The organism is Pseudomonas sp. TH37 (genome assembly GCF_016650735.1).
Lineage (GTDB): Bacteria > Pseudomonadota > Gammaproteobacteria > Pseudomonadales > Pseudomonadaceae > Aquipseudomonas > Aquipseudomonas farris.
This window is the reverse complement of sequence record NZ_JAEKFD010000003.1, coordinates 224,792-247,261: the sequence shown is the minus strand read 5'-3', so window position 1 is coordinate 247,261 and position 22,470 is coordinate 224,792. Positions and strand designations below refer to the sequence as shown.

Here is a 22,470-nt window from a genome sequence, read left to right as displayed (position 1 = left end):
TGGGAGCGGGCTTGCCCGCGATGGCGCCAGCAGCAACACCGCAGAATCAGGTTTCAGGCCAAAACGCCCGAATCCCCGCCACACCCTGTGCTCCCGCTTCCCAGGCTTTCTGCCGCTCTGCCGGGCCCACCCCACCGAGCAAAAACACTGGCTTGCTGAAGCCCTCGATCAAAGTCGAAGCCTGCTCCCAACCCAATGGCAACGCATCCGGATGAGTCTGGGTCGGCTGTACGGGTGACAGGGTCACAAAGTCCACGCCCATCTGCTCGGCCAGCGCCAGTTCCTCAGCGTTGTGGCAGGACGCGGCCAACCAGCGCGAAGCCGGTAGCGGTCGCCCGGCCGCCGCGTACTTGCGCAACTGTGCCGACGTGATGTGCCAACCGGCGGACGGAAAGTCCCCCAGCCATTCAAACGGCCCTTTGATCATCAACTGCGCCTTGCCGGCACACAGCCCCGCCGCGTCCACCGCCAGATCGCGGTATTGCGGGTCGTAGCCGTTGGGTGCGCGCAATTGAATCAGCTTGATGCCACCAGCGATGGCTTTCTGGATACCGCGCAGCAAAGCCGGGGTTTCCAGGCCGTCCGGGGTGATCAGGTAGTCGCCGGGCAAGCGAGCAGCAGCGACGATCGGCTGGTTGGCGGCCGGAAATTCGTAATCCACCAGCTCCCGCGCGGTCACCCAGGCCAAAGGCTGACCTTCGGCGCCATGGGGTTCGCCGGTAAACGCCGAGACTTCCCAGACATCCAGCAACACCTGCTTGTCCGGGTAATCGTGGCGGACCTTGATCATCGGCCGCGCGGTATTGACCACAATGCCCAACTCTTCGTGAAGCTCGCGAGCCAGGGCCATTTCGACGGATTCGTCATCCTCGACCTTGCCACCGGGGAACTCCCACAAACCGCCCTGATGCTGGGTGTCGGCACGGCGGGCAATGAGGATTTTGCCGTTGCTATCGCGGATAACCGCGGCTGCTACATGGACTCGTTTCACCGCTCTATTTCCTCCAGACCCGCCTTCCGCCAAGCCTTGAAGGCTGGCCATTGGTAGATGGTTTCGACATAGGCCGCGTCGGCCTCGGGCAGTTTTACCTGATAGGTGCGCAGGCGTACGGCGATCGGTGCAAAAAACGCATCGGCCAGGGTCGCACCGCCAAACAGGAACGGGCCGGTTTCAGTCGCGACGGCGCGACATTCAGCCCACAACGCCAGCATGCGCTCGATTTCAGCCTGAACCTCAGGTGGGGTCGGCGACAGTGGCGCATCGTGGCTCAGGTCGAACGGCATGTTGCCGCGCATGGCGAAAAAACCGCTGTGCATCTGCGCGCACGCCGAACGCGCCTGGGCACGGGCGGCAGTGTCTTTGGGCCACAGGCTGGCATCGGGAAATTGTTCGGCCAGGTACTCGGCAATCGCCAGGGAATCGGCAACGGTGCCGTGTTCGGTTTTCAGCAGCGGGACTTTCCCGGTCGGCGAATGCTTGAGCACGCGCTCGCGAGTGTCCGGCTGGTTCAGCTTGATCAGTTCTTCGGTGTAGGACACGCCGGTCAGGTCGAGGGCCAGTGCGGCGCGCAGGGACCAGGAGGAATACAGTTTGTCGCCGATGATCAGGTGGAGGCTCATGTTCGGGACCTTTTGATAGGAGTACAAGCCAGAATCTTTAGCGTCTGGTGGTCCGTCTTCGCGGGCAAGCCTCGCTCCAACAGGGATCGCGCCGCAAACAAAGTTTGTGCACACCGCTGAACCTGTGGGAGCGGGCTTGCCCGCGATAGGGTCGACGCAGTCTTACGTACGGTACTCAGCGTTGATCTTCACGTATTCGTGGGACAGGTCAGTGGTCCAGATGGTTTCGCTGCAATCGCCGCGACCCAGCTCGATGCGGATGGTGATTTCTTCCTGCTGCATCACCGCCGCGCCCTGGGCTTCGGTGTAGGTGGCAGAACGAGCGCCGCGGCTGGCGATACACACGTCACCGAGGAATACGTCGATCTTGCTCACGTCCAGGTTCGGTACGCCGGCACGGCCCACGGCGGCCAGAATGCGGCCCCAGTTCGGGTCGGAGGCGAACAACGCAGTCTTGATCAGCGGCGAGTGGGCCACGGTGTAACCGACGTCCAGGCACTCCTGGTGATTGCCACCGCCGTTGACTTCCACGGTGACAAACTTGGTCGCGCCTTCGCCGTCGCGCACGATGGCCTGGGCCACGTCCATGCAGACTTCGAACACCGCTTGCTTCAGCAAAGCGAACAGCGGACCGCTCGCTTCGGTGATTTCCGGCAGTGCTGCCTGACCGGTGGCGATCAGCATGCAGCAGTCGTTGGTCGAGGTGTCGCCGTCGATGGTGATGCGGTTGAACGACTTGTTGGCGCCGTCCAGTAGCAGGTTTTGCAGCACGTCGCGGGAGACTTTGGCGTCGGTGGCAATGTAGCCGAGCATGGTCGCCATGTTCGGGCGGATCATGCCCGCGCCTTTGCTGATGCCGGTGACGGTGATGGTCACGCCATCATGCTGGAACTGGCGGCTGGCACCCTTTGGCAGGGTGTCAGTGGTCATGATGCCGGTAGCGGCGGCTTCCCAGTTATTCACCGACAGATCGTCGAGGGCGGCTTGCAGCGCGCCTTCGATTTTTTCGACCGGCAGCGGCTCGCCGATCACACCGGTGGAGTACGGCAGCACCAGGCTTGCATCGACACCGGTCAGCTCAGCCAGTTTGGCGCACGTGCGCTCGGCAGCCGCCAGGCCTGGTTCGCCAGTGCCGGCGTTGGCATTGCCGGTGTTGGTCAGCAGGTAACGTACCGGGCCTTGCACGCGTTGCTTGGCCAGGATAACGGGAGCGGCGCAAAAGGCGTTCAGGGTGAACACGCCCGCCACTGTGGAACCTTCGGCACAGCGCATGACCACGACATCCTTGCGCCCCGGGCGCTTGATGCCGGCCGAGGCGATACCGAGTTCAAAACCGGCAACCGGGTGCAACGTTGGCAAAGGACCAAGACCAACAGCCATGAATGCGCTCCTTAAAAAGTAGTGTCTGCACCGTCATTACCCCGTTCTTTTAACGTGGCGCGGTGGTTTAAATGGCAAAACGCCGCGACGGCATAAGCCGGTCGCGGCGCGGGTATTTCAGCGTATGAAACGGGTTTACTGGATCTGCCCGTGGCAATGCTTGTACTTCTTGCCCGAACCGCAGTAGCACAGCTCGTTGCGGCCCAGCTTCTGCTCGTTGCGTACCGGTGCGGTGGCGAGGGCTACATCGACCTCTTCACCCAACACTTCCGGTTGCTCCAGGCCAGGTGCTTCGTCGTGCTGGAACTGCATGCGCGCAGCCAGTGCCTCGGCTTCCTGACGCAGGCGAGCTTCTTCTTCGATCGGGTCTTCGCGGCGAACCTGAACGTGCGACAGCACACGGATCGAGTCGCGCTTGATCGAATCCAGCAACTCGGAGAACAAGGTGAAGGACTCGCGCTTGTATTCCTGCTTCGGGTTCTTCTGCGCATAACCACGCAAGTGAATGCCGTGACGCAGGTGATCCATGGTCGACAGGTGGTCTTTCCACAGGTCGTCCAGTACGCGCAGAACGATTTGCTTCTCGAAGGTGCGCAGTGCTTCGGCACCGGCCTGGTCTTCTTTCTCGTTGTACGCGGCGATCAGCTCGTTCATCAGCTTCTCGCGCAGGGTCTCTTCGTAGAGGTGATCGTCTTCGTCCAGCCATTGCTGGATCGGCAACGCCACGCCGAAGTCGCTCTGCAACGCCGCTTCCAGACCGGCCACGTCCCACTGCTCTGGCAGCGATTGCGGTGGAATGTGTGCGCTGACGGTTGCGTTGAGCACGTCCTGACGGAAATCGGCGATGGTTTCGCCAATGTTGTCAGCGGCCAACAAACTGTTACGCATGTGATAGATCACTTTACGTTGTTCGTTGTTGACGTCGTCGAACTCGAGCAGTTGTTTACGGATATCGAAGTTACGGCCTTCAACCTTGCGCTGAGCCTTCTCGATGGCGTTGGTCACCATGCGGTGCTCGATCGCTTCACCGGACTGCATGCCCAGCGCCTTCATGAAGTTCTTCACCCGGTCAGAGGCGAAGATGCGCATCAGGCTGTCTTCCAGCGACAGGTAGAAACGGCTGGAACCGGCGTCGCCCTGACGACCGGCACGACCGCGCAACTGGTTGTCGATACGGCGCGATTCGTGACGCTCGGAAGCGATCACCTGCAAACCGCCCGACTCCAGCACTTGCTGGTGGCGTTTCTGCCAGTCGGCCTTGATCTGGGCAATCTGCTCAGGGGTCGGGTCTTCCAGCGAAGCCACTTCCACTTCCCAGTTACCGCCCAACAGGATGTCGGTACCGCGACCGGCCATGTTGGTGGCGATGGTCAGTGCGCCCGGACGACCGGCCTGAGCAATGATTTCGGCTTCTTTTTCGTGGAACTTGGCGTTCAGAACCTTGTGTTCGATGCCTTCCTTCACGAGCAGGCTGGACATGTGCTCGGACGTTTCGATGGTGGCAGTACCCACCAGCACCGGACGGCCCTGAGTCATGCACTCCTTGATGTCGTTGATGATCGCCGCGTATTTCTCTTCGGCGGTCAGGAACACCAGGTCGTTGTAGTCTTTACGTGCCAACGGTTTGTTTGGCGGAATCACCATGACCTGCAGGCCATAGATCTGGTGGAATTCGAACGCTTCGGTGTCTGCGGTACCGGTCATGCCGGACAGCTTGTTGTACAGACGGAAGTAGTTCTGGAACGTGGTCGACGCCAGGGTCTGGCTCTCGGCCTGGATGTTCAGGTTTTCCTTGGCTTCGATGGCCTGGTGCAGGCCTTCGGACAAACGGCGACCCGGCATGGTACGGCCGGTGTGTTCGTCGACCAGCACGACCTGACCGTCCTGCACGATGTATTCGACGTTGCGGTTGAACAGCTTGTGCGCACGCAGGCCGGCATAAACGTGGGTCAGCAGACCGAGGTTATGCGCCGAATACAGGCTCTCGCCTTCAGCCAGCAGGCCGACGCGGGTCAGCATGTCTTCGATGAACTGGTGACCGGCTTCGTTGAGTTCGACCTGACGGGTCTTCTCGTCCACTGTGTAGTGGCCAGCCTTGGTGACTTCGCCTTCGACTTCTTCGACGTGCAATTCCAGCTGCGGGATCAGTTTGTTGATCTCGATGTACAGCTTGGAGCTGTCCTCGGCCTGACCGGAGATGATCAGCGGCGTACGGGCTTCGTCGATGAGGATGGAGTCGACTTCGTCGATCACGGCAAAATTGAGTTCGCGCTGGAATTTCTCTTCCATGCTGAACGCCATGTTGTCGCGCAGGTAGTCGAAACCGAATTCGTTGTTGGTGCCGTAGGTGATGTCGGCGGCGTAAGCGGCGCGCTTCTCTTCCGGCGGCTGGAATGGGGTGACCACGCCGACCGTCATGCCGAGGAATTCGTAGAGCGGACGCATCCAGTTGGCGTCACGGCGTGCCAGGTAGTCGTTCACCGTCACAACGTGCACGCCCTTGCCGGACAGCGCGTTGAGGTAAACACCCAGTGTTGCCACCAGGGTCTTGCCTTCACCGGTACGCATTTCCGCGATCATGCCTTCATGCAAGGTCATGCCGCCGATCAGCTGGACATCGAAGTGGCGCATACCCATGACGCGCTTACCGGCTTCGCGGGCGACCGCAAAGGCTTCGGGCAGCAGTTTGTCGAGGGTTTCCCCTTTGGCGAGGCGGGCCTTGAACTCGTCGGTCTTGGCACGCAATTGATCGTCCGAAAGGGCTACCATTTGCTCTTCGAAGGCATTGACGAGCTGCACCGTCTTGAGCATGCGTTTGACTTCACGCTCATTCTTGCTTCCAAAAAGTTTCTTTAACAAAGGCGCAAACATATCGGCAGGATCTTCCACACTAAAGGGATGGAGGGCGGCCCCGTGAGTCGCCCGTGCAGCCCTCATGGCCGCATGCGAACGAGCATTCTACCCGGAAACGATGGTGAGGAAAGTGGCGTTATTCCACGATGCATGCACTGCGCTGTGACGGGGCTCACTTAAAATAAGGGCTTTTTGCTGAACTTCAACCCATCGAGGGCACAAGTTACTCGTTGATTTAATGGGTAAAGCGCTCGCAAAGCAATGGGTCGGGGGCAACGGGTGCTTTCTGTTACCATGGCCACTCTGTTACTTCAGGTGTTCGATCATGGCATTTCGCCCTCTCACGGCCAGAGCACCCGCCGTTCTGCTTCGCGAAGCCAAACCGCTGAAAGCCATCTTTGGCCACGCTCAACGCCTGGGTCATTTACAACGTCTGGTGGAAAGCCAGCTGCAGCCGGCTGCCCGCGAGCATTGCCATGTGGCGTCGTGGCGTGAAGGCAGTTTATTGCTGATTGTCACCGACGGCCACTGGGCCACCCGCCTGCGTTATCAGCAAAAGCGTCTGCAACGGCAGTTACAGCTGTTCGACGAGTTCGCCAGCCTGACGCGGATCCTGTTCAAGGTTCAACCGCCTACCGTTCAGCAAGGGGCGGCGGGGCATACGATAAATTTGTCGACCGATGCGGCGGCGACCATTCAGGCGACGGCTGACGGGATTACCGACCCAAACCTGCGGGCGGCCCTCGAACGCCTGGCGGCGCACGCCAAACCCAAGGTTTAAAAGCAGGATCAAAAGATCGCAGCCTTCGGCAGCTCCTACAGGATGTTCACAATTCAATGTAGGAGCTGCCGCAGCCTGCGATCTTTGCTTTTTCAGCGGCGTTTGCTGCCTCCGAGCAATGACCCCATCAACCCGCGTACCAATTGTCGGCCCAATTGATTTGCCGCCTGTCGCATAGCTGATTTCAACGCCTGCCCTGCCGCCGTGCCGAGGAATTCCCCGGCCTGTTCAGTGAAACTCGGCTCTTCAGGTGCAGGTTTGCCCGGCGCAGCTTCAGGATCCGGCGCCAGGCCTTTGCGCCCCATCAGCACTTCATAAGCCGATTCACGATCGACCGGTTTGTCGTAACGCCCCTTGAATGGCGAACCGGCGATCAGCACGGTGCGTTCGGTCTCGGTCAGCGGCCCGATCCGCGATTGCGGCGGTGCAACCAATACACGCTGGACCATCCCCGGCGTGCCCTTGTCTTGCAAGGTGCCAACCAGCGCCTCGCCGATCCCCAACTCCGTCAATACCGACAAGGCATCGAACGCCGGGTTCGGCCGGAAACCGTCGGCCACCGCACGCAGGGATTTCTGTTCTTTGGCGGTAAATGCACGCAAACCGTGCTGAATGCGCAGGCCCAGTTGAGCCAGCACATCGTCCGGCAAGTCGCCCGGCGATTGGGTGACGAAATACACCCCCACGCCTTTCGAGCGAATCAGTCGCACCACTTGTTCCAGACGCTCCTGCAATGCCTTGGGCGTACCGGCGAACAACAAGTGCGCTTCGTCGAAAAACAGCGCCAGCAGTGGTTTCTCGGCATCGCCGCGTTCCGGCAATTGCTCGAACAGTTCGGCCAGCAGCCAGAGCAGGAACGTCGCATAGACTTTTGGCGCTTCGTGCACCAGACGACTGGCATCGAGCAAGTGAATGCGCCCGCGACCATCCACGGCCGGTTGCAACATGTCTTCCAGTTGCAGCGCCGGTTCGCCGAACAACGCTTCAGCGCCCTGCTGTTCCAGCGTCGCCAGACGACGCAACAGCGCCTGGCTGGAGCCGGTGGTCATCAACGCGGCGTCATCCCCCAGCAATTCGGGGTTGTCTCGCAGGTGATTGAGCAGCGCCTTCAAATCCTTCAAATCCAGCAGCAACAGCCCTTCGCGGTCGGCCACCTTGAACGCGGCATAGAGTGCCGACTGCTGACTGTCGGTCAGTTCCAGCAGGCTGCCGAGCAGCAACGGGCCCATTTCGCTCAAGGTTGTGCGCAGTGGATGACCAGACTGACCGTTAATGTCCCACAGGGTCACCGGATACGCCTGAGGCTTATGGTTCAGCCAGGGCATCCCGGCGATCCGCTCCGCGACCTTGCCTTGAGGGTTGCCGGCGGCGCCCAGGCCACACAGGTCGCCTTTGATGTCCGCCGCGAACACCGCCACACCGGCATCGCTGAAGGCTTCGGCCAGGCGCTGCAAGGTGACGGTTTTACCGGTCCCGGTAGCGCCCGCTACCAAGCCGTGACGGTTGGCCAGGCGCATGGCTTGGGCGATGGACTGGCCCGCGAGATCGGCGCCGATAACGAGTTGCAATGAGTCAGGCATTTTGTCACCCATGGTTAATCTTTGATCCTTCATGGCCGATAACAAGCGAGAGACCAGACTGAAAAATAGCGTCGGTAATTCCCTAAGGAGAGGTGGAAATATCAGCTTACTTTCAACACTGCCCATTTTGCGCGCCTTTATAAAAGCACGCCCTGGACATTAAGACTTTAGCGGACCCCAAGCCATGAATAAAAATCTGCGCTTCAGCCATAAAATACTGCTTGCCGCCGCCCTCATCGTTATTGCTGCCTTCGCCTCGTTCACACTGTACAACGACTATTTGCAGCGCAATGCGATACGCAACGATCTAGACAACTATCTGCAAGAAATGGGCAGCGTAACGGCCAACAATATCCAGACCTGGCTGGCCGGACGCAGCCTGCTGATAGAAAATCTGTCACAAAACGTCGCCCTGAACGCTGACACTGGCAATGTCTCCAAACTACTTGAGCAGAAGGCCGTGACCTCGACCTTCATGGGTGCCTATCTGGGCAACAAGGATGGCACCTTCATCATCCGCCCTGACAGCAAGATGCCCGACGGCTATGACCCTCGCGTCCGGCCTTGGTACAAGAGCGCCCAAAGCACCGGCGGCTCGGCACTGACCGAACCGTACATCGATCTCGCGTCCGGCCAACTGGTCATTTCCATCGTCAACAGTGTGCTCAAGGACGGTCAAAGCATCGGCGTGGTCGGTGGCGACCTCAGCTTGCAGGTGATCGCCGACAGCCTCAACGCGCTGGACTTCGACGGCATGGGTTATGCCTTTCTGATCAGCGCCGATGGCAAGATCCTGGTTCACCCGGACAAAGCCCTGGCGATGAAGTCCCTGAGCGAGGCGTATCCGAAAAACACCCCGCGCATCAGCAGCGAACTCAGTGAGATCGACGTCGACGGCAAGACCCGCATCGTCACCTTCACCCCAATCAAAGGCCTGTCCTCGGTCAATTGGTACATCGGTCTGTCGGTGGATAAAGACAAAGCCTTCTCGATGCTCAGCGAATTCCGCGCCTCGGCGGTCGTCGCGACTGTGATTGCCGTGGCCATCATCATCGCCCTGCTGGGCATGTTGATCCGCATCTTGATCCAGCCGCTGCACGTCATGACCCGCGCCATGGAAGACATCGCCGACGGTGAAGGCGACCTGACCAAGCGCCTGACCATCCAGAATCAGGACGAATTCGGCATCCTCGGCACCGCGTTCAACCGTTTCGTGGAACGGGTTCATACGTCGATCCGCGAAGTGTCCTCGGCCACTGGCCAAGTCAACGAAGTGGCCCTGCGTGTGGTGGCTGCCTCGAACTCGTCGATGTTCAATTCCGACCAGCAAGCCTCGCGCACCAGCAGCGTCGCCGCGGCGATCAACCAGCTCGGCGCCGCGGCCCAGGAAATCGCCCGCAACGCCGCGCAAGCGTCAAGTCAGGCCAGCGACGCGCGCAGCCTGGCCGAAGATGGCCAGCAAGTAGTGGATCGCAGCATTGCCGCGATGAATCAGCTGTCGAGCATGCTCAGCGCCTCGAGTACCAACATCGAATCGCTGAACAGTAAAACTGTGAACATCGGGCAGATTCTCGAAGTGATCACCAGCATCTCCCAGCAAACCAACCTGCTGGCGCTGAACGCCGCCATTGAAGCGGCGCGGGCCGGTGAAGCCGGACGCGGTTTTGCCGTGGTGGCCGACGAGGTGCGCAACCTGGCACACCGCACGCAAGAGTCGGCGCAACAGGTGCAAACCATGATCGAGGAGCTGCAAGTCGGCGCCCGCGAATCCGTCAGCACCATGAGCGACAGCCAGCGCCATAGTCAGGACAGCGTGGAAATCGCCAACCTGGCCGGTGAACGCTTGAACAGCGTGACGTTGCGCATCGGCGAAATCGACGGCATGAACCAGTCCGTGGCCACAGCGACCGAGGAACAGACGGCGGTGGTTGAGTCGATTAACGTGGATATCACCGAGATCAACACGCTAAACCAGGAAGGCGTGGAAAACCTGCAATCGACGTTGCGCGCGTGCTCGGACCTTGAGCAGCAGGCTTCGCGATTGAAGCAGTTGGTAGGCAGTTTCCGCATCTAGCGTCTGATAGACCCCAATCGCGAGCAGGCTCGCTCCCACACTGGATCTATGGTGAACACATTATTTGTGAACTACGGAGATCAAATGTGGGAGCGAGCCTGCTCGCGATAACGATCTGCAAAGCCCCGCAAAACCCCGCTGACACCCCGCGCCGCAAAACCCCGACCGAACATCTATCCTTCATATAGGTCAACCAAGGGAGAACAAACGGACCGGAGGAATGTTCATCGTGCATATCGCTGACATAACCATGTTCTACGCCCCTGCCAGCGGTGGCGTGCGCACTTATCTGGATGCCAAACACCGTCGCCTGGGCATCAAGCCGGGCATTTGTCACAGCCTGTTGATTCCCGGGGCTCATTTCAGTGAACAGGACGGTGTCTACACGGTTCCGGCCCCTGCCCTTCCATTCGGCAAGGGTTATCGCTTCCCCCTCCGTCTCGCGCCATGGCGCAATGTTCTGCAGGATTTGCAGCCCGATCTGATTGAAGTCGGCGACCCATACCTGACTGCCTGGGCTGCTTTGGACGCCAAACGCCAACTTGATGTGCCGGTGATCGGTTTTTATCATTCGGACCTGCCGCTACTGGTCAGCAATCGCATGGGCAATTGGGTTACCGCCAATATCGAAGCTTATGTCAGCAAACTCTATGGCAACTTCGATCGGGTTCTGGCGCCGAGCCAAATCATGGCCGATAAGCTGATCGGGTTGGGCGTGAAGAATGTTTTCGTACAACCGCTGGGCGTCGACCTGCAAACGTTCAACCCCAGTAAACGGGATACAGGTTTACGGGCTGAATTGGGCATCGATGAAAACACTCATCTGCTGATCTTCGCCGGCCGTGGATCGAAGGAAAAAAACCTGCCGGTGCTGCTCAAATGCATGAAACGCCTGGGTCGTCGCTATCACCTGTTGCTGGTAGGCTCGTCAATGCCGACCCTGGTACCGCGCAATGTCACCGTCCTCAACGAGTTCTACCCGGCGGCGCAAGTCGCGCGCTTGATGGCCAGTGCCGATGCGCTGGTGCATGCCGGTGATCAGGAAACCTTTGGCCTGGTGATCCTCGAAGCCATGGCCAGCGGCATTCCGGTGGTGGCCGTGGCGGCCGGGGCTTTTCAGGAAATTGTCACCGATCAATGCGGCCTGCTTTGCACACCGAACAATCCAGCAGCAATGGCCAACGCTGTGCGTGAACTGTTCAGTCAGGGCAGCGCCGCGCTGGGCAAACAAGCCCGCAGCCATGTCGAACAGCATTACGCCTGGGATATCGTGGTCGACAGCCTGTTGGGGCACTATCACGCCGTACTCGGCACTCAATGGCCACTGACCGCCAATGGTTGAGCCCATGAACGCGCCCAGCCTGTTACTGGTATTGCACGACGTTGCGCCGCAAACCTGGCCCGATTACCAAGCCTTCGTCGAAGCCGTCGACGCGCTGGGTGAGGTACCGATCACCTGGCTGGTGGTGCCCGACTTCCACAAGCATAACGACCTGGACGCGTATCCGGCGTTTCGACGTTTGCTGACCCGCCGCGTCGCTCTCGGCGACGAACTGGCACTGCACGGTTACTTCCATTGCGATGAAGGCCCCATCCCCCTCACTCCCCGAGACTGGTTCATGCGCCGAATCTACACCCATGAAGGCGAGTTCTACGACCTGTCACAGGGAGCCGCCCTCACCCGCCTGCGTGCCGGAATCGAGGTGTTCCACCGTTACAACTGGCCATTGCAAGGTTTCGTCGCTCCGGCCTGGCTGATGAGCGACGGCACCCGCCAAGCCTTGCGCCAGGTACCGCTGCGCTACACCAGCGACTCGCAGCATCTGTATCGATTGCCGGATTTCACCGCGATCGATGCTCCGTGCCTGGTCTGGAGTGCGCGCAGCGCCTGGCGTCGGGGTCTGTCGAAAATCGTCAGCGATCAGCGCGAACAACGCTGGCACCAGGCGCCGGTGATTCGTCTCGGCCTGCACCCGGTGGACATGCGCCATGAGTTCTCGCGTCAGTACTGGCTGCAAACCCTAAAGCGCTTGCTCGACGAGGGTCGTGTGCCGATGACCAAGGCCAACTGGCTGGCCCGGCAACGCGACCCCATCGGTCGCGCCGCATGAGCCGCGGGATTCTGCTGGTCGTCGCCCTGCTCGCTGCGGTGCTCATCCCGTCGTTGCTGGGTGGCGGAGAGACATGGTCGCGGTTGCAAAGCTTTCCGCTGAAATGGTTGCTGATCATGTTCGGCATGATCCTGCTCTGCTGGATGCTCAACACCCAGCGCTTGCGTCTGCTGCTGGGGGATCAGCGCGACAAGATCAGCCGCTTCAAAAGTCTTGGGGTGGTGATGTCCGCCGAGTTCGCCTACTGCGCCACTCCCGGCGGCAGTGGCGGACCGCTGACCATCATGGCCTTGTTGGCACGCCACGGCGTACGACCGGCCAGGGGCAGCGCCGTGTTCGCCATGGATCAGTTGAGCGATCTGCTGTTTTTTCTCTGCGCGCTGAGCGGGATTCTGATTTATGCACTGTTCCAGCACCTCAGTCAGCGCATGGAATGGCTGCTGACCGTCAGCGCCATCTCGATGTTCGGCGGGCTGTTCAGTTGCGTATTGGCGGCTCGCTACCACCGCTCGCTGATTCGTCTGAGTGGTCGGTTGCTCGCTCGTCTCAATGTCAAAGGCACCACCCGAATGCGCTGGGCGCGAAAGCTCCTGCACTTCCTGGCGGCGTTTACTGACACATTGAAGTTGCCTTTTCAGACATTGATCACGGTGTTTGCACTGACCTGCCTGCATTGGCTCTTGCGCTATAGCGTGCTGTATCTGGCATTGCGTGGGCTGGGCGTGGACTTGCAGTGGGCCTGGTGCTTTCTGATCCAGATGCTGTCACTGAGTGCGGGGCAGTTCAGCCTGTTGCCGGGCGGTGCCGGGGCGGCGGAACTGACATCGGCGGCGCTGCTGGCGCCCATGGTCGGGAAATCCACCGCGGCGGCGGCGATTCTGATCTGGCGGACAGTGACCTATTACTTCTATCTGGTGGTCGGTGGGCCGGTGTTTTTGATGATGCTTGGGCGGCCATTGCTCAGGAAGTTGATGAAGCTCAAGCAGGCTTAAAAGATCGCCTGTGGCGAGGGGGCTTGCCCCCGTTGGGCTGCGAAGCGGCCCCCGGCATTCCTTCATCTTGCGACGGCTGCGTCGCCGAACGGGGCGATGCGGCGTTCCGACAAGCCCCCTCGCCACGGTCCTGTAACTGCTCCCACAACTCGGCGGCACCGGGAAACTCCGTGCCGTCTTCGGGGCTCAGGTCATCCGGGTCATAGCGACTCAAACAGCCCTCACCCAATGTGGCGGGTGCCTTGGAAGTCGCTTTGTCCAGTGGATCGGCCATGGTTATGTTCTCAGTGCAAAAACGGCGAAGGGCCTGAAGCGATTGAACGCCCAGGCCCTTCGAATTTCAACCGTATGGCTATCAGAACACGACGGTTTTGTTGCCATGCACCAGCACCCGGTCTTCCAGGTGATAACGCAGACCACGGGCCAACACCATTTTCTCGACGTCACGGCCGAAGCGCACCATGTCTTCAATGCTGTCGCTGTGACTCACGCGCACTACGTCTTGCTCGATGATCGGACCGGCATCCAGCTCTTCGGTGACATAGTGGCAAGTAGCGCCGATCAACTTCACACCGCGCATCGAAGCTTGGTGATACGGCTTGGCGCCAACAAACGACGGCAAGAAGCTGTGATGAATATTGATGACTTTATGGGCATATTCGCTGCACAACTCAGGCGGCAGAATCTGCATATAACGGGCAAGTACCACCACTTCGGCCTCGTGCTGTTTGACCAGACGCGAGACTTCGGCGAAGGCCGGCTCCTTATTCTGTGGGTTGACCGGGACATGGTAGTAAGGAATACCGTGCCACTCGACCATGCTGCGCAAATCATCATGGTTGGAGATCACGCAGGCGATTTCACAGTCCAGTTCGTCACTGTGCCAGCGGTGCAGCAAGTCGGCCAGGCAGTGGGATTCGCGGCTGGCCATTAACACCACGCGTTTCTTCTGCTCGGTGTCGGTGATGCGCCAGTCCATCGAGAACTCTTCGGCAATCGGTGCAAACGCTTCGCGAAAGGCTTCGATACCGAAAGGCAGCGAATCGGCACGAATTTCGTGACGCATGAAGAACCAGCCACTGAGATTATCCGAGTGATGGCTCGCTTCAGTGATCCAGCCGTTATGTGACGCCAGAAAGTTACTGACTTTAGCAACGATGCCGACGCGGTCCGGGCAAGCAATCACCAGCCGAAAAGTGCGCATGAGGGGGAAACTCCAGAACTTCGCAAAGGCCGCTATTCTAGCGATTGCGCAGCAAAACTGCAGTATTGATGACGCATGGCTTTGCCCGCAGGTCCGATACAGGTTCTGCAAGCACCAGGCTGACCCGCGCGATGGTGTTCTTGCGGGCAATCTTCAAGAGGTCAACTGTGAATATTTGTGACGCTATTTAACTGTCCCTCCAATGTGTGTCCTATTCCGCAACTAATTTAAATAAAACTCTGGTTAAATGTTTACTTGATGAAACACCCTGACTATTATTGTCGCACTGTCACCCTGCCATCCAGCGCCTAACATAAGGTAGTCCCCATGTCCTTGATCAACGAATATCGCGCCACCGAAGAAGCTATCAAAGAGCTGCAAGCCCGTTTGAAGAATCTGTCCCAAGACGACAAACTGCAAACCGAGCTGGAATTCGAAGGCAAACTGCGCACCCTGATGGGTGAATACTCCAAATCCCTGCGTGACATCATCGCGCTGTTGGATCCAGAGTCCAAAACCAAGGCTCCACGTGGCGGCGCAGTAAAAACTACCGGCACCAAGCGTGCTCGCAAAGTTAAACAATACAAAAACCCGCACAACGGCGAAGTCATCGAAACCAAAGGTGGCAACCACAAGACTCTGAAAGAGTGGAAAGCCAAGTGGGGCGGTGACGTGGTTGAAAGCTGGGCTACCCTGCTGGGCTAAGCCGCAAGCGTGTCGCAGACTGATCCGCGACCAAAAGAACGCCAGCAAATGCTGGCGTTTTTTTATGCCTGAAATTCAAGCGCAGATTATTCTCGTTTTCAAAGACTCAAACGTTTGCGTAACGTCTGGACATGATTCTTCCATTCATCCAGAACCTCTCGCTGAAACGATGTAGCACTAATCATCAATTGAGCAGCAACCTCCAGAAAACTATCCAGCGTATTTGGCGCGCCCCACTCAGGTGCACACAAACGTTTCTGACAGAATATTCGCCAGCGTTCTTGCTCCTCCAGGCTCAACGTATCGGGAAAGTTGCGTGCGCGATAACGAAACAATAATTCAGGCAAACGTTCATCATCGAAAGGCCACTGTTCTTGTGCTAATTGCGCAGGGTCGGCAGCTCTGACTTGCTCACATAGACGCCGGTCCCGATCACCGATAAAACCGTCGTATAACTGTTGCTCGGGGTCTTGGCTCGAAGAGAAATCGTCGCGGGAGTAAATGTCTGACACTTTATCTCGCCAAACTTGTTGTGCGTCACTTAGCCGCAGCACCCGCTCCTGATAAAGCGCCATATCCAGTCCCAAACGTTGCTGATCTACAGGACGAAGTACCGATAACGGCGCCACTACCGGGCACTTGTTGATGTGTATGAGCTTGAGCGGCACCGGCAGTTCGCCTTCGGCCAAGTCATCGCGGCGGGTATAAAGCCGCTGACGCAAGGTTTCGGCATCCAGATCGAGAAGCCCCTGAGGGTCCAGATGCAGGTCACAGACAATCAGCGCGTTGCGATTACGTGGATGCCAAGCCAATGGCAGCACCACACCCACATAGTTGCGGGCCGCCGAAAAGCGCCCGGAAATATGCACCATCGGCTGCAACAGCCTAATTTGATCCATGACCTTTTGTTTGCCGCGCAATTGAAACAGCCAGTCATACAACTTCGGCTGTTTTTCCCGAATCAGACGCGCGAGGGCAATGGTGGCGCGAACGTCCGACAGCGCCTCGTGCGCATGCCCGTGATCGATGCCATTGGCCGCGGTCAGACGTTCGAGTTTGAGCGTGACTCGCCCTTCGTCGTCCTTCGGCCAGACGAGGCCATCGGGACGCAAGGCATAAGCCGCGCGCACCACATCGATCAGGTCCCAGCGGCTGTTGCCGCCCTGCCACTCCCGTGCGTAGGGGTCGAAAAAGTTTCGATACAGGCTGTAACGGGTCATCTCGTCGTCAAAACGCAGCGTGTTGTACCCGGCCCCACAGGTGCCGGGCGCCGCGAGCTGGGCATGAACCCGTGTCATGAAATCGGCTTCGCTCAAACCTTGCTCGGCCAGACGCGCGGGCGTAATACCGGTGATCGCGCAAGCCGCCGGATGAGGCAGGATGTCGTCACTGGGCTGGCAATAAAGGTTGACCGGTTCGTCTATTTCATTGAGATCGAAGTCGGTGCGAATCCCCGCCACTTGCAGCGGGCGGTCGCAACGGGGGTTGATGCCAGTGGTTTCATAGTCGTACCAGAAGATCGAGGTCACGGGTTGTTCCTGAACTGAAGACCGGCGAAGTCTAGGCGCACATATACCGCCCCGACCAGAATCTTGTCATTCAATCATCTCTGACCACGCACCGTGCAATACATAGTTATGTCGTTTTCCCCCAAGAGGCTGCTAGCATCGAAAGGAGATCGAATCCGGACCAGGCCACATCAAGGTTGCCCATGCTCGAGACCACAGCACTGCCAGGGAAAGCGACGCTGGCCCGGCCACTGGATACGCGGTATCACGTCGAAACGCCCGAAGGCATCAACTTGCCGCTGCGCCCGGCCGGGTTGATGGTACGTGCGCTGGCGTTCGCCATCGATCTGGGCCTGCGTGGGGTGATTCTGGGCCTGCTGTTTATTATGTTGGCGTTTCTCGGAAAACTCGGCGCCGGGCTGGGTTCGATTCTGCTGTTCGTGGTGAGTTGGTGGTACATGGTGCTGTTCGAGGTGCTCAATCAGGGCCGCTCGCCGGGCAAACAATGGATGGGGTTGCGCGTAGTGCATGACGATGGCACGCCGATCGGCTGGTCCGCGTCCTTGCTGCGCAACCTGCTGCGATTTGTCGACATGTTGCCGTTCGGCTACTTTCTCGGGGCGATCAGTTGCCTGCAACATCCCTCCTTCAAGCGCCTCGGCGACCTGGCCGCCGGTACGCTGGTGATCTACCGCGAACAACCGCTCACCCGCCCCCAACTACCCGATGTCCCACCGCGGCGCGCAGCCTTCGCGCTGACGCTGACCGAGCAACGCGCCATCCTCGGGTTTGCCGAGCGCCAGGGTGAACTCTCCGAGGCACGGGCCAATGAGCTCGCCTCGATACTCGCGCAACCGTTGCAGGTATCGAAGCCACAGGCGAGGGCCGAACTCAACGGCATCGCCCGTGGCCTGTTGGGCCCCTCATGAAGCAAAGCCTTTTCGAAAGTCGCCACCAAGCCGAATGGGAGCAGTTTGCACTCATGCTTGAACGGCTGGAACGAGGCAAGGACGCCTCTGGAGTCGCCAGTTTCCCCAGCGATTATCGACGGCTCTGCCAACACCTGGCCCTGGCTCAGGAGCGCGGCTACAGCAGTTTCCTGATCGATTCATTGCAGCAACAGGTTCTGCGGGGGCATCAACAGCTTTATCGGCATCGCAGTCGACTGGGTGCCAACGTGTTGAGTTTCATCCTCGCCGATTTCCCGCGACTGGTGCGTGAGCAGTGGCGCTTCGTCCTTGCCGCCAGCCTGATGTTTTTTGGCAGCCTGATCGGCTTCGCGTTGCTGGTGTATCTGTTCCCGGAACTGATCTACAACCTGATTCCGGCCGAGCAGGTCAGTGAGATGCAAAGCATGTACGATCCCGTCGCCGGTCATCTGGGGCGCCTGGCAGATCGGGCAGCCAGCGAAGACTGGGTGATGTTCGGTTACTACATCATGCACAACATCGGCATCGCCTTTCAGACCTTCGCCAGCGGTTTGCTGTTTGGCCTGGGCAGCGCGTTTTTCCTGTTCTTCAACGGGTTGATGATCGGTGCGGTGGCCGGGCACCTGACGCACATTGGTTACGGGCAAACCTTCTGGTCGTTCGTGATCGGCCATGGCGCCTTCGAACTGAGTGCCATTGCCCTGGCCGGTGCCGCAGGCCTGCAACTGGGCTGGGCCTTGATCGCCCCGGGACGTTTGCCCCGCGCCGAAGCCCTGCAACTGGCAGCGCGCAAGAGCGTGTTGCTGATTTGCGGGGTCATGCTGTTTCTGCTGATTGCGGCGTTTATCGAAGCCTACTGGTCGTCGCGGACAGGGCTCACGCCGCTGACCAAATACCTGGTCGGCGCGGCGCTCTGGTGTTTGGTGGCGACTTATCTGCTATTTGCCGGACGGACCCGTCATGCGCCTGAGTGATGCCAGTGTGGTGATCCGCCCGCGCACAACCTGGGAAGCCATGGACCTGGGAGTGCTGCTGAGTCAGCGCCATCGACGCCTGTTGATGACCAGTTGGGCGATCGTGACCTTGCCGGTCTTTGCCCTGCTCACCTTGCTGCTGTGGGATTCACCCTCCCTCGCCGTGTTCCTGTTCTGGTGGCTCAAACCGGCGTTCGATCGGCTGCCGCTGTACATCCTGTCCAAAGCCATGTTCGGCGAAACCCCCACACTGAAACAGGCCCTGCACCAATGGCCACGGCTGCTCAAACCGCAACTGCTGGCCAGCCTGACCTGGCGCCGCCTGAGTCTGAGCCGCAGTTTTCTGATGCCGGTGGTGCAACTCGAAGGCCTGGCGGGCGAAGAACGCCAACAACGTTTGCGCGTGTTGCTGCAGCGCAACGCGGGCGCCGCCCAGTGGCTGACGATCATCGGCGTGCATCTGGAAACCGCGCTGTGGATCGGCTTGATGGTGCTGTTCTACATGCTCTTGCCGCAACAGGTCGAACTCGACTGGGGCTGGCAGACCTTGATTACCGCCGCCACCCAAGACTGGCTCTGGCTGGAACACCTGACCAATACCTTTTACGTTCTGGTGCTGATTGTCTGGGAACCGATCTATGTGGCCTGCGGTTTCAGCCTTTATCTGAACCGGCGCACGCGGCTGGAAGCCTGGGATATCGAGCTGGTCTTTCGCCGATTGCGCCAACGCTTGACCAGCACGGTTGTCACGCTGCTGCTGGCCGCGATCCTGCTGGTGCCGACGGCGCAAAGCGTCTGGGCTGCCGAACCGGTTATTTCACCGGACTCTGCGCGTCTGCTGGACCAGTCACTGACCAGCCAGGCGTCCCGGGACAGCATCAAGGCCATCCTCGACCAGCCCCCCTTCAAGAATAAGGAAACGGTAACGCGCTATCGCTTTGGCGAAGACAAACCCGCCCCCGACACTGCGGACAATGGTCAAACGCCCGCCTGGCTGAAGGCGCTGTTCAGCTTGCTGGACAGCCAACGCTTTGGCGTATTGGCCAACCTGATCGAAGTGTTGCTGTGGGGCACAGTGATCGGCGCCATTGGGCTATTGATCTGGCGTTACCGCGACTGGCTGCAGGCCTTCGTCAGCCGCCGCCCCCCGTTAAATCGCAAAGTCGCGCGGCCATTACCGCAGCAGGCGTTCGGCCTGGACCTCAACCGCGAAACCCTGCCCGCCGACATCGCAGCCAGCGCCGAAAGCCTCTGGCAGACAAATCCCCGTGAAGCCCTCGGGTTGCTCTATCGCGCCCTCCTCAGCCACTTGCTGCACGATTTCAACATGGCGCTCAAACCCGCCGACACCGAAGGCGAAGTTCTTCAGCGCGTTGAACAATTGCAACAACCTGCCTTGCTGGCCTTCAGTAAAAACCTCACCGGGCACTGGCAAAACATGGCGTATGGGCATCGATTGCCCCCCGCGCATTTGCAACAGGAACTCTGTGATGGCTGGCGCACGTTGTTCGGCCCGGGAGCGGTCCGTTGAACCGGCGCTTGTGGCTTTCAGTCGGTGCGTTCATCGCCCTGCTAGTGTGTGCGCTGAGTGTTTACCTGTATTTCAAGGCCATACCCTATCCAGCAGAAATCGATCACGGCCCATCGCCCGAAGCCCAAGCCAACCCCTATCTGGCGGCCGAGCACTTTCTGCGCAAACAGGGCCTGACCGTCAACCACGCCAACAGCCTCGACATCTTGCCGACGCTCGAGCCTCATCAGCGCAGTTTGTTGTTGCTCGGCGATCGAACGAACATGTCGCCACGACAGGTGAATCAGGTGTTGAACTGGACCCGGGCCGGTGGACGTCTTTTATTCGTCGCCGAAGCCCTGTGGGATGAGAAGACCGGTCAGAGCAACGACCTGCTGCTCGACCGGGTGCAGCTGCACCAGTCCCTGAGCAAAGACCTCAAGGAACCGCCGCCCGATCCTATTGACGATCCTTACCCCAAACTGACCAAGCTCTACCTGGAAAACGAAGAGGCGCCGGCCTACTTCAACTTCGATACCGCGTTCCACCTCGACGACCCGAAAAACCTCGCCCAGGCCTGGGCCAACAGCGGCAAGGCCACGCACATGATGCAGCTGAGTCACGGGCTCGGCTCGATTACCGTGGTCACCGACGCCGACCTCTGGAAAACCCCGGCCATCGACCAGTACGACAACGCCTGGCTACTGTGGTACCTGACGGCCGACACAGACGTGACCCTGCTGTTCAATACCGATCACGACAGCTTGCCGACCTTGCTGTGGCGCTATTTTCCACAAGCCTTGGTGGCCCTGATCGCCTTGATCGTTTTCGGGTTCTGGCATGTGGGCGTGCGTAACGGCCCGTTGCTGGAGCCGGCCACGAGAGCCCGCCGCCAGCTTCAGGAACACCTGCGTGCCAGCGCCGATTTCATGCTCCGCCACAACGGTCAGCACAGCCTGCTGCAAGCCTTGCAACAAGACATCCTGCGTCGTGTCCGTCACCGTCATCCCGGTTTTGAACAACTCGGCGTTGCCGAACAATGGCTGGTGCTCGCACGCCTGACTGGCCAACCCACACGCGCCATCAGCCAGGCCATGAGCCCGCGACCGAAGCAGCGGCTGCCCAGCGCTGAATTCAGCCGTCAGGTCGCCCACCTGCAAACCTTGAGGAACGCCTTATGAGTGAACAGATCGAGCCCGGCACACAGACCCACGCCGTCCAGCAACGCCAGCGCGCCAGCCAGTTGGCCCAAGCGATAAGGACGGAACTGCAAAAAGCCGTGATCGGCCAGAACATCGTGATCGACGATGTGCTAACCGCCCTGATCGCCGGCGGCCATGTACTGCTCGAAGGCGTGCCGGGGTTGGGCAAGACGTTGTTGGTGCGCGCCCTCGCCCGCTGCTTCGGCGGCGAATTCGCACGCATCCAGTTCACCCCGGACCTGATGCCCAGCGATGTCACCGGGCACGCGGTGTACGACTTGCAAACCGAGCAATTCAAACTGCGCAAAGGCCCGCTATTCACCAACCTGCTGCTGGCAGACGAGATCAACCGCGCCCCGGCGAAAACCCAGGCGGCGCTGCTCGAAGCCATGCAGGAACGCCAAGTCACCCTCGAAGGCCGCGCCCTGCCCATCGCGCAACCGTTCATGGTGCTCGCCACGCAAAACCCCATCGAACAGGAAGGCACTTACCCGTTACCGGAAGCCGAACTCGACCGCTTCATGCTCAAGGTGCGCATGGACTACCCCGAAGCCGAGCAGGAATTGAACATGGTGCGTCAGGTCAGCCGCTCGACCCGAGCCGACATGCTTGATGTGCAACCGCTGCGCACCGTGTTGCAAGCCAAGGACGTGCTGGCCTTGCAGCGCATTGCCAGTGATCTGCCAATGGACGATCAGGTACTCGATTACGCGGTGCGCCTGGCCCGCACCACCCGAACCTGGCCGGGGTTGACCCTGGGCGCCGGGCCACGCGCATCAATCGCCCTGGTACGTTGCGCCCGCGCCCGGGCCTTGTTGCGCGGCGGCGAATTTGTGATTCCAGATGACATCAAAGGCTGCGCGCTGGCCGTTCTGCGTCACCGCGTGCGAATTGCCCCGGAGCTGGACATCGAAGGGCTGGAAGTCGATCAGGTACTCAAGCAACTGCTCGATCAAGTCCCGGCGCCGCGGCTGTGAACACCGTGATCGAAATCCGCGTCGCCCCAAGAAAAGATCGCAGCCTGCGGCAGCTCCTACGCCGAATGCG

General features: G+C 59.6%; 18 protein-coding genes. 11 read left to right on the top strand and 7 right to left on the bottom strand.

Annotation, left to right across the window (positions count from 1 at the left end):
- Positions 1-46: 46 nt before the first annotated feature.
- The 4 genes from JFU11_RS10365 to secA all read right to left on the bottom strand — a co-directional run bounded on the left by JFU11_RS10365 (position 47) and on the right by secA (position 5,871).
- On the bottom strand, positions 47-991 hold the full coding sequence (locus JFU11_RS10365; protein ID WP_201060563.1) for a Nudix family hydrolase: 945 nt from the start codon (positions 989-991) through the stop codon (positions 47-49).
- Positions 988-1,620: a glutathione S-transferase family protein gene (locus JFU11_RS10360; protein ID WP_123719292.1), complete on the bottom strand. Its 633-nt coding sequence runs from the start codon at positions 1,618-1,620 to the stop codon at positions 988-990. The genes JFU11_RS10365 and JFU11_RS10360 overlap by 4 nt, the downstream gene beginning before the upstream one ends.
- Before the next feature lie 162 nt (positions 1,621-1,782).
- Complete coding sequence (gene argJ, locus JFU11_RS10355; protein ID WP_008015216.1) at positions 1,783-3,000, bottom strand: bifunctional glutamate N-acetyltransferase/amino-acid acetyltransferase ArgJ; 1,218 nt, start codon at positions 2,998-3,000, stop codon at positions 1,783-1,785.
- 135 nt (positions 3,001-3,135) lie between these two features.
- Complete coding sequence (secA, locus tag JFU11_RS10350) at positions 3,136-5,871, bottom strand: preprotein translocase subunit SecA (protein ID WP_052964293.1); 2,736 nt, start codon at positions 5,869-5,871, stop codon at positions 3,136-3,138.
- Between the two features lie 307 nt (positions 5,872-6,178).
- On the opposite strand from secA, the gene JFU11_RS10345 reads away from it, so the two are divergent.
- On the top strand, positions 6,179-6,634 hold the full coding sequence (locus JFU11_RS10345; RefSeq protein ID WP_123357942.1) for a DciA family protein: 456 nt from the start codon (positions 6,179-6,181) through the stop codon (positions 6,632-6,634).
- 92 nt (positions 6,635-6,726) lie between these two features.
- On the opposite strand, the gene JFU11_RS10340 is transcribed toward JFU11_RS10345, so the two are convergent.
- A complete protein-coding gene (locus tag JFU11_RS10340; protein WP_123719540.1) occupies positions 6,727-8,214 on the bottom strand; it encodes a helicase HerA-like domain-containing protein in 1,488 nt (495 codons plus the stop codon).
- A gap of 184 nt (positions 8,215-8,398) precedes the next feature.
- Here JFU11_RS10340 and JFU11_RS10335 point away from each other — a divergent pair, with 184 nt between their 5' ends.
- The 4 genes from JFU11_RS10335 to JFU11_RS10320 all read left to right on the top strand — a co-directional run bounded on the left by JFU11_RS10335 (position 8,399) and on the right by JFU11_RS10320 (position 13,391).
- On the top strand, positions 8,399-10,288 hold the full coding sequence (locus JFU11_RS10335) for a methyl-accepting chemotaxis protein (RefSeq protein ID WP_123719293.1): 1,890 nt from the start codon (positions 8,399-8,401) through the stop codon (positions 10,286-10,288).
- A 220-nt stretch (positions 10,289-10,508) separates the two neighbouring features.
- Complete coding sequence (locus JFU11_RS10330) at positions 10,509-11,630, top strand: glycosyltransferase family 1 protein (protein WP_123719294.1); 1,122 nt, start codon at positions 10,509-10,511, stop codon at positions 11,628-11,630.
- Complete coding sequence (locus tag JFU11_RS10325; RefSeq protein WP_201121286.1) at positions 11,623-12,399, top strand: polysaccharide deacetylase family protein; 777 nt, start codon at positions 11,623-11,625, stop codon at positions 12,397-12,399. The genes JFU11_RS10330 and JFU11_RS10325 overlap by 8 nt, the downstream gene beginning before the upstream one ends.
- Complete coding sequence (locus tag JFU11_RS10320; protein ID WP_201060561.1) at positions 12,396-13,391, top strand: lysylphosphatidylglycerol synthase transmembrane domain-containing protein; 996 nt, start codon at positions 12,396-12,398, stop codon at positions 13,389-13,391. The genes JFU11_RS10325 and JFU11_RS10320 overlap by 4 nt, the downstream gene beginning before the upstream one ends.
- A gap of 355 nt (positions 13,392-13,746) precedes the next feature.
- Here the strand turns inward: JFU11_RS10320 and purU are convergent, their stop codons facing one another.
- Positions 13,747-14,595 (bottom strand): formyltetrahydrofolate deformylase, encoded by an 849-nt coding sequence (purU, locus tag JFU11_RS10315; RefSeq protein WP_007903852.1) that lies wholly within the window; start codon positions 14,593-14,595, stop codon positions 13,747-13,749.
- Between the two features lie 327 nt (positions 14,596-14,922).
- On the opposite strand from purU, the gene mvaT reads away from it, so the two are divergent.
- Entirely contained in the window at positions 14,923-15,300 is a 378-nt protein-coding gene (mvaT, locus tag JFU11_RS10310) for a histone-like nucleoid-structuring protein MvaT (RefSeq protein ID WP_007903853.1), read from the top strand.
- Between the two features lie 98 nt (positions 15,301-15,398).
- On the opposite strand, the gene sbcB is transcribed toward mvaT, so the two are convergent.
- Positions 15,399-16,829 (bottom strand): exodeoxyribonuclease I, encoded by a 1,431-nt coding sequence (sbcB, locus tag JFU11_RS10305; protein ID WP_201060560.1) that lies wholly within the window; start codon positions 16,827-16,829, stop codon positions 15,399-15,401.
- A gap of 182 nt (positions 16,830-17,011) precedes the next feature.
- Here sbcB and JFU11_RS10300 point away from each other — a divergent pair, with 182 nt between their 5' ends.
- Genes JFU11_RS10300 through JFU11_RS10280 form a run of 5 tightly spaced genes read left to right on the top strand, consistent with a single transcriptional unit; the run spans position 17,012 to position 22,400 of the window.
- Complete coding sequence (locus tag JFU11_RS10300) at positions 17,012-17,737, top strand: RDD family protein (protein ID WP_201060559.1); 726 nt, start codon at positions 17,012-17,014, stop codon at positions 17,735-17,737.
- Positions 17,734-18,711, top strand: a complete 978-nt coding sequence (locus JFU11_RS10295) for a stage II sporulation protein M (protein WP_201121285.1) — start codon at positions 17,734-17,736, stop codon at positions 18,709-18,711. The genes JFU11_RS10300 and JFU11_RS10295 overlap by 4 nt, the downstream gene beginning before the upstream one ends.
- Positions 18,698-20,242: a DUF4129 domain-containing protein gene (locus tag JFU11_RS10290; protein ID WP_201060557.1), complete on the top strand. Its 1,545-nt coding sequence runs from the start codon at positions 18,698-18,700 to the stop codon at positions 20,240-20,242. Before JFU11_RS10295 ends, JFU11_RS10290 begins: the two co-directional genes overlap by 14 nt.
- On the top strand, positions 20,239-21,402 hold the full coding sequence (locus tag JFU11_RS10285) for a DUF4350 domain-containing protein (protein ID WP_201060556.1): 1,164 nt from the start codon (positions 20,239-20,241) through the stop codon (positions 21,400-21,402). The genes JFU11_RS10290 and JFU11_RS10285 overlap by 4 nt, the downstream gene beginning before the upstream one ends.
- Positions 21,399-22,400 (top strand): MoxR family ATPase, encoded by a 1,002-nt coding sequence (locus JFU11_RS10280; protein ID WP_123719303.1) that lies wholly within the window; start codon positions 21,399-21,401, stop codon positions 22,398-22,400. The genes JFU11_RS10285 and JFU11_RS10280 overlap by 4 nt, the downstream gene beginning before the upstream one ends.
- Positions 22,401-22,470: the final 70 nt, after the last annotated feature.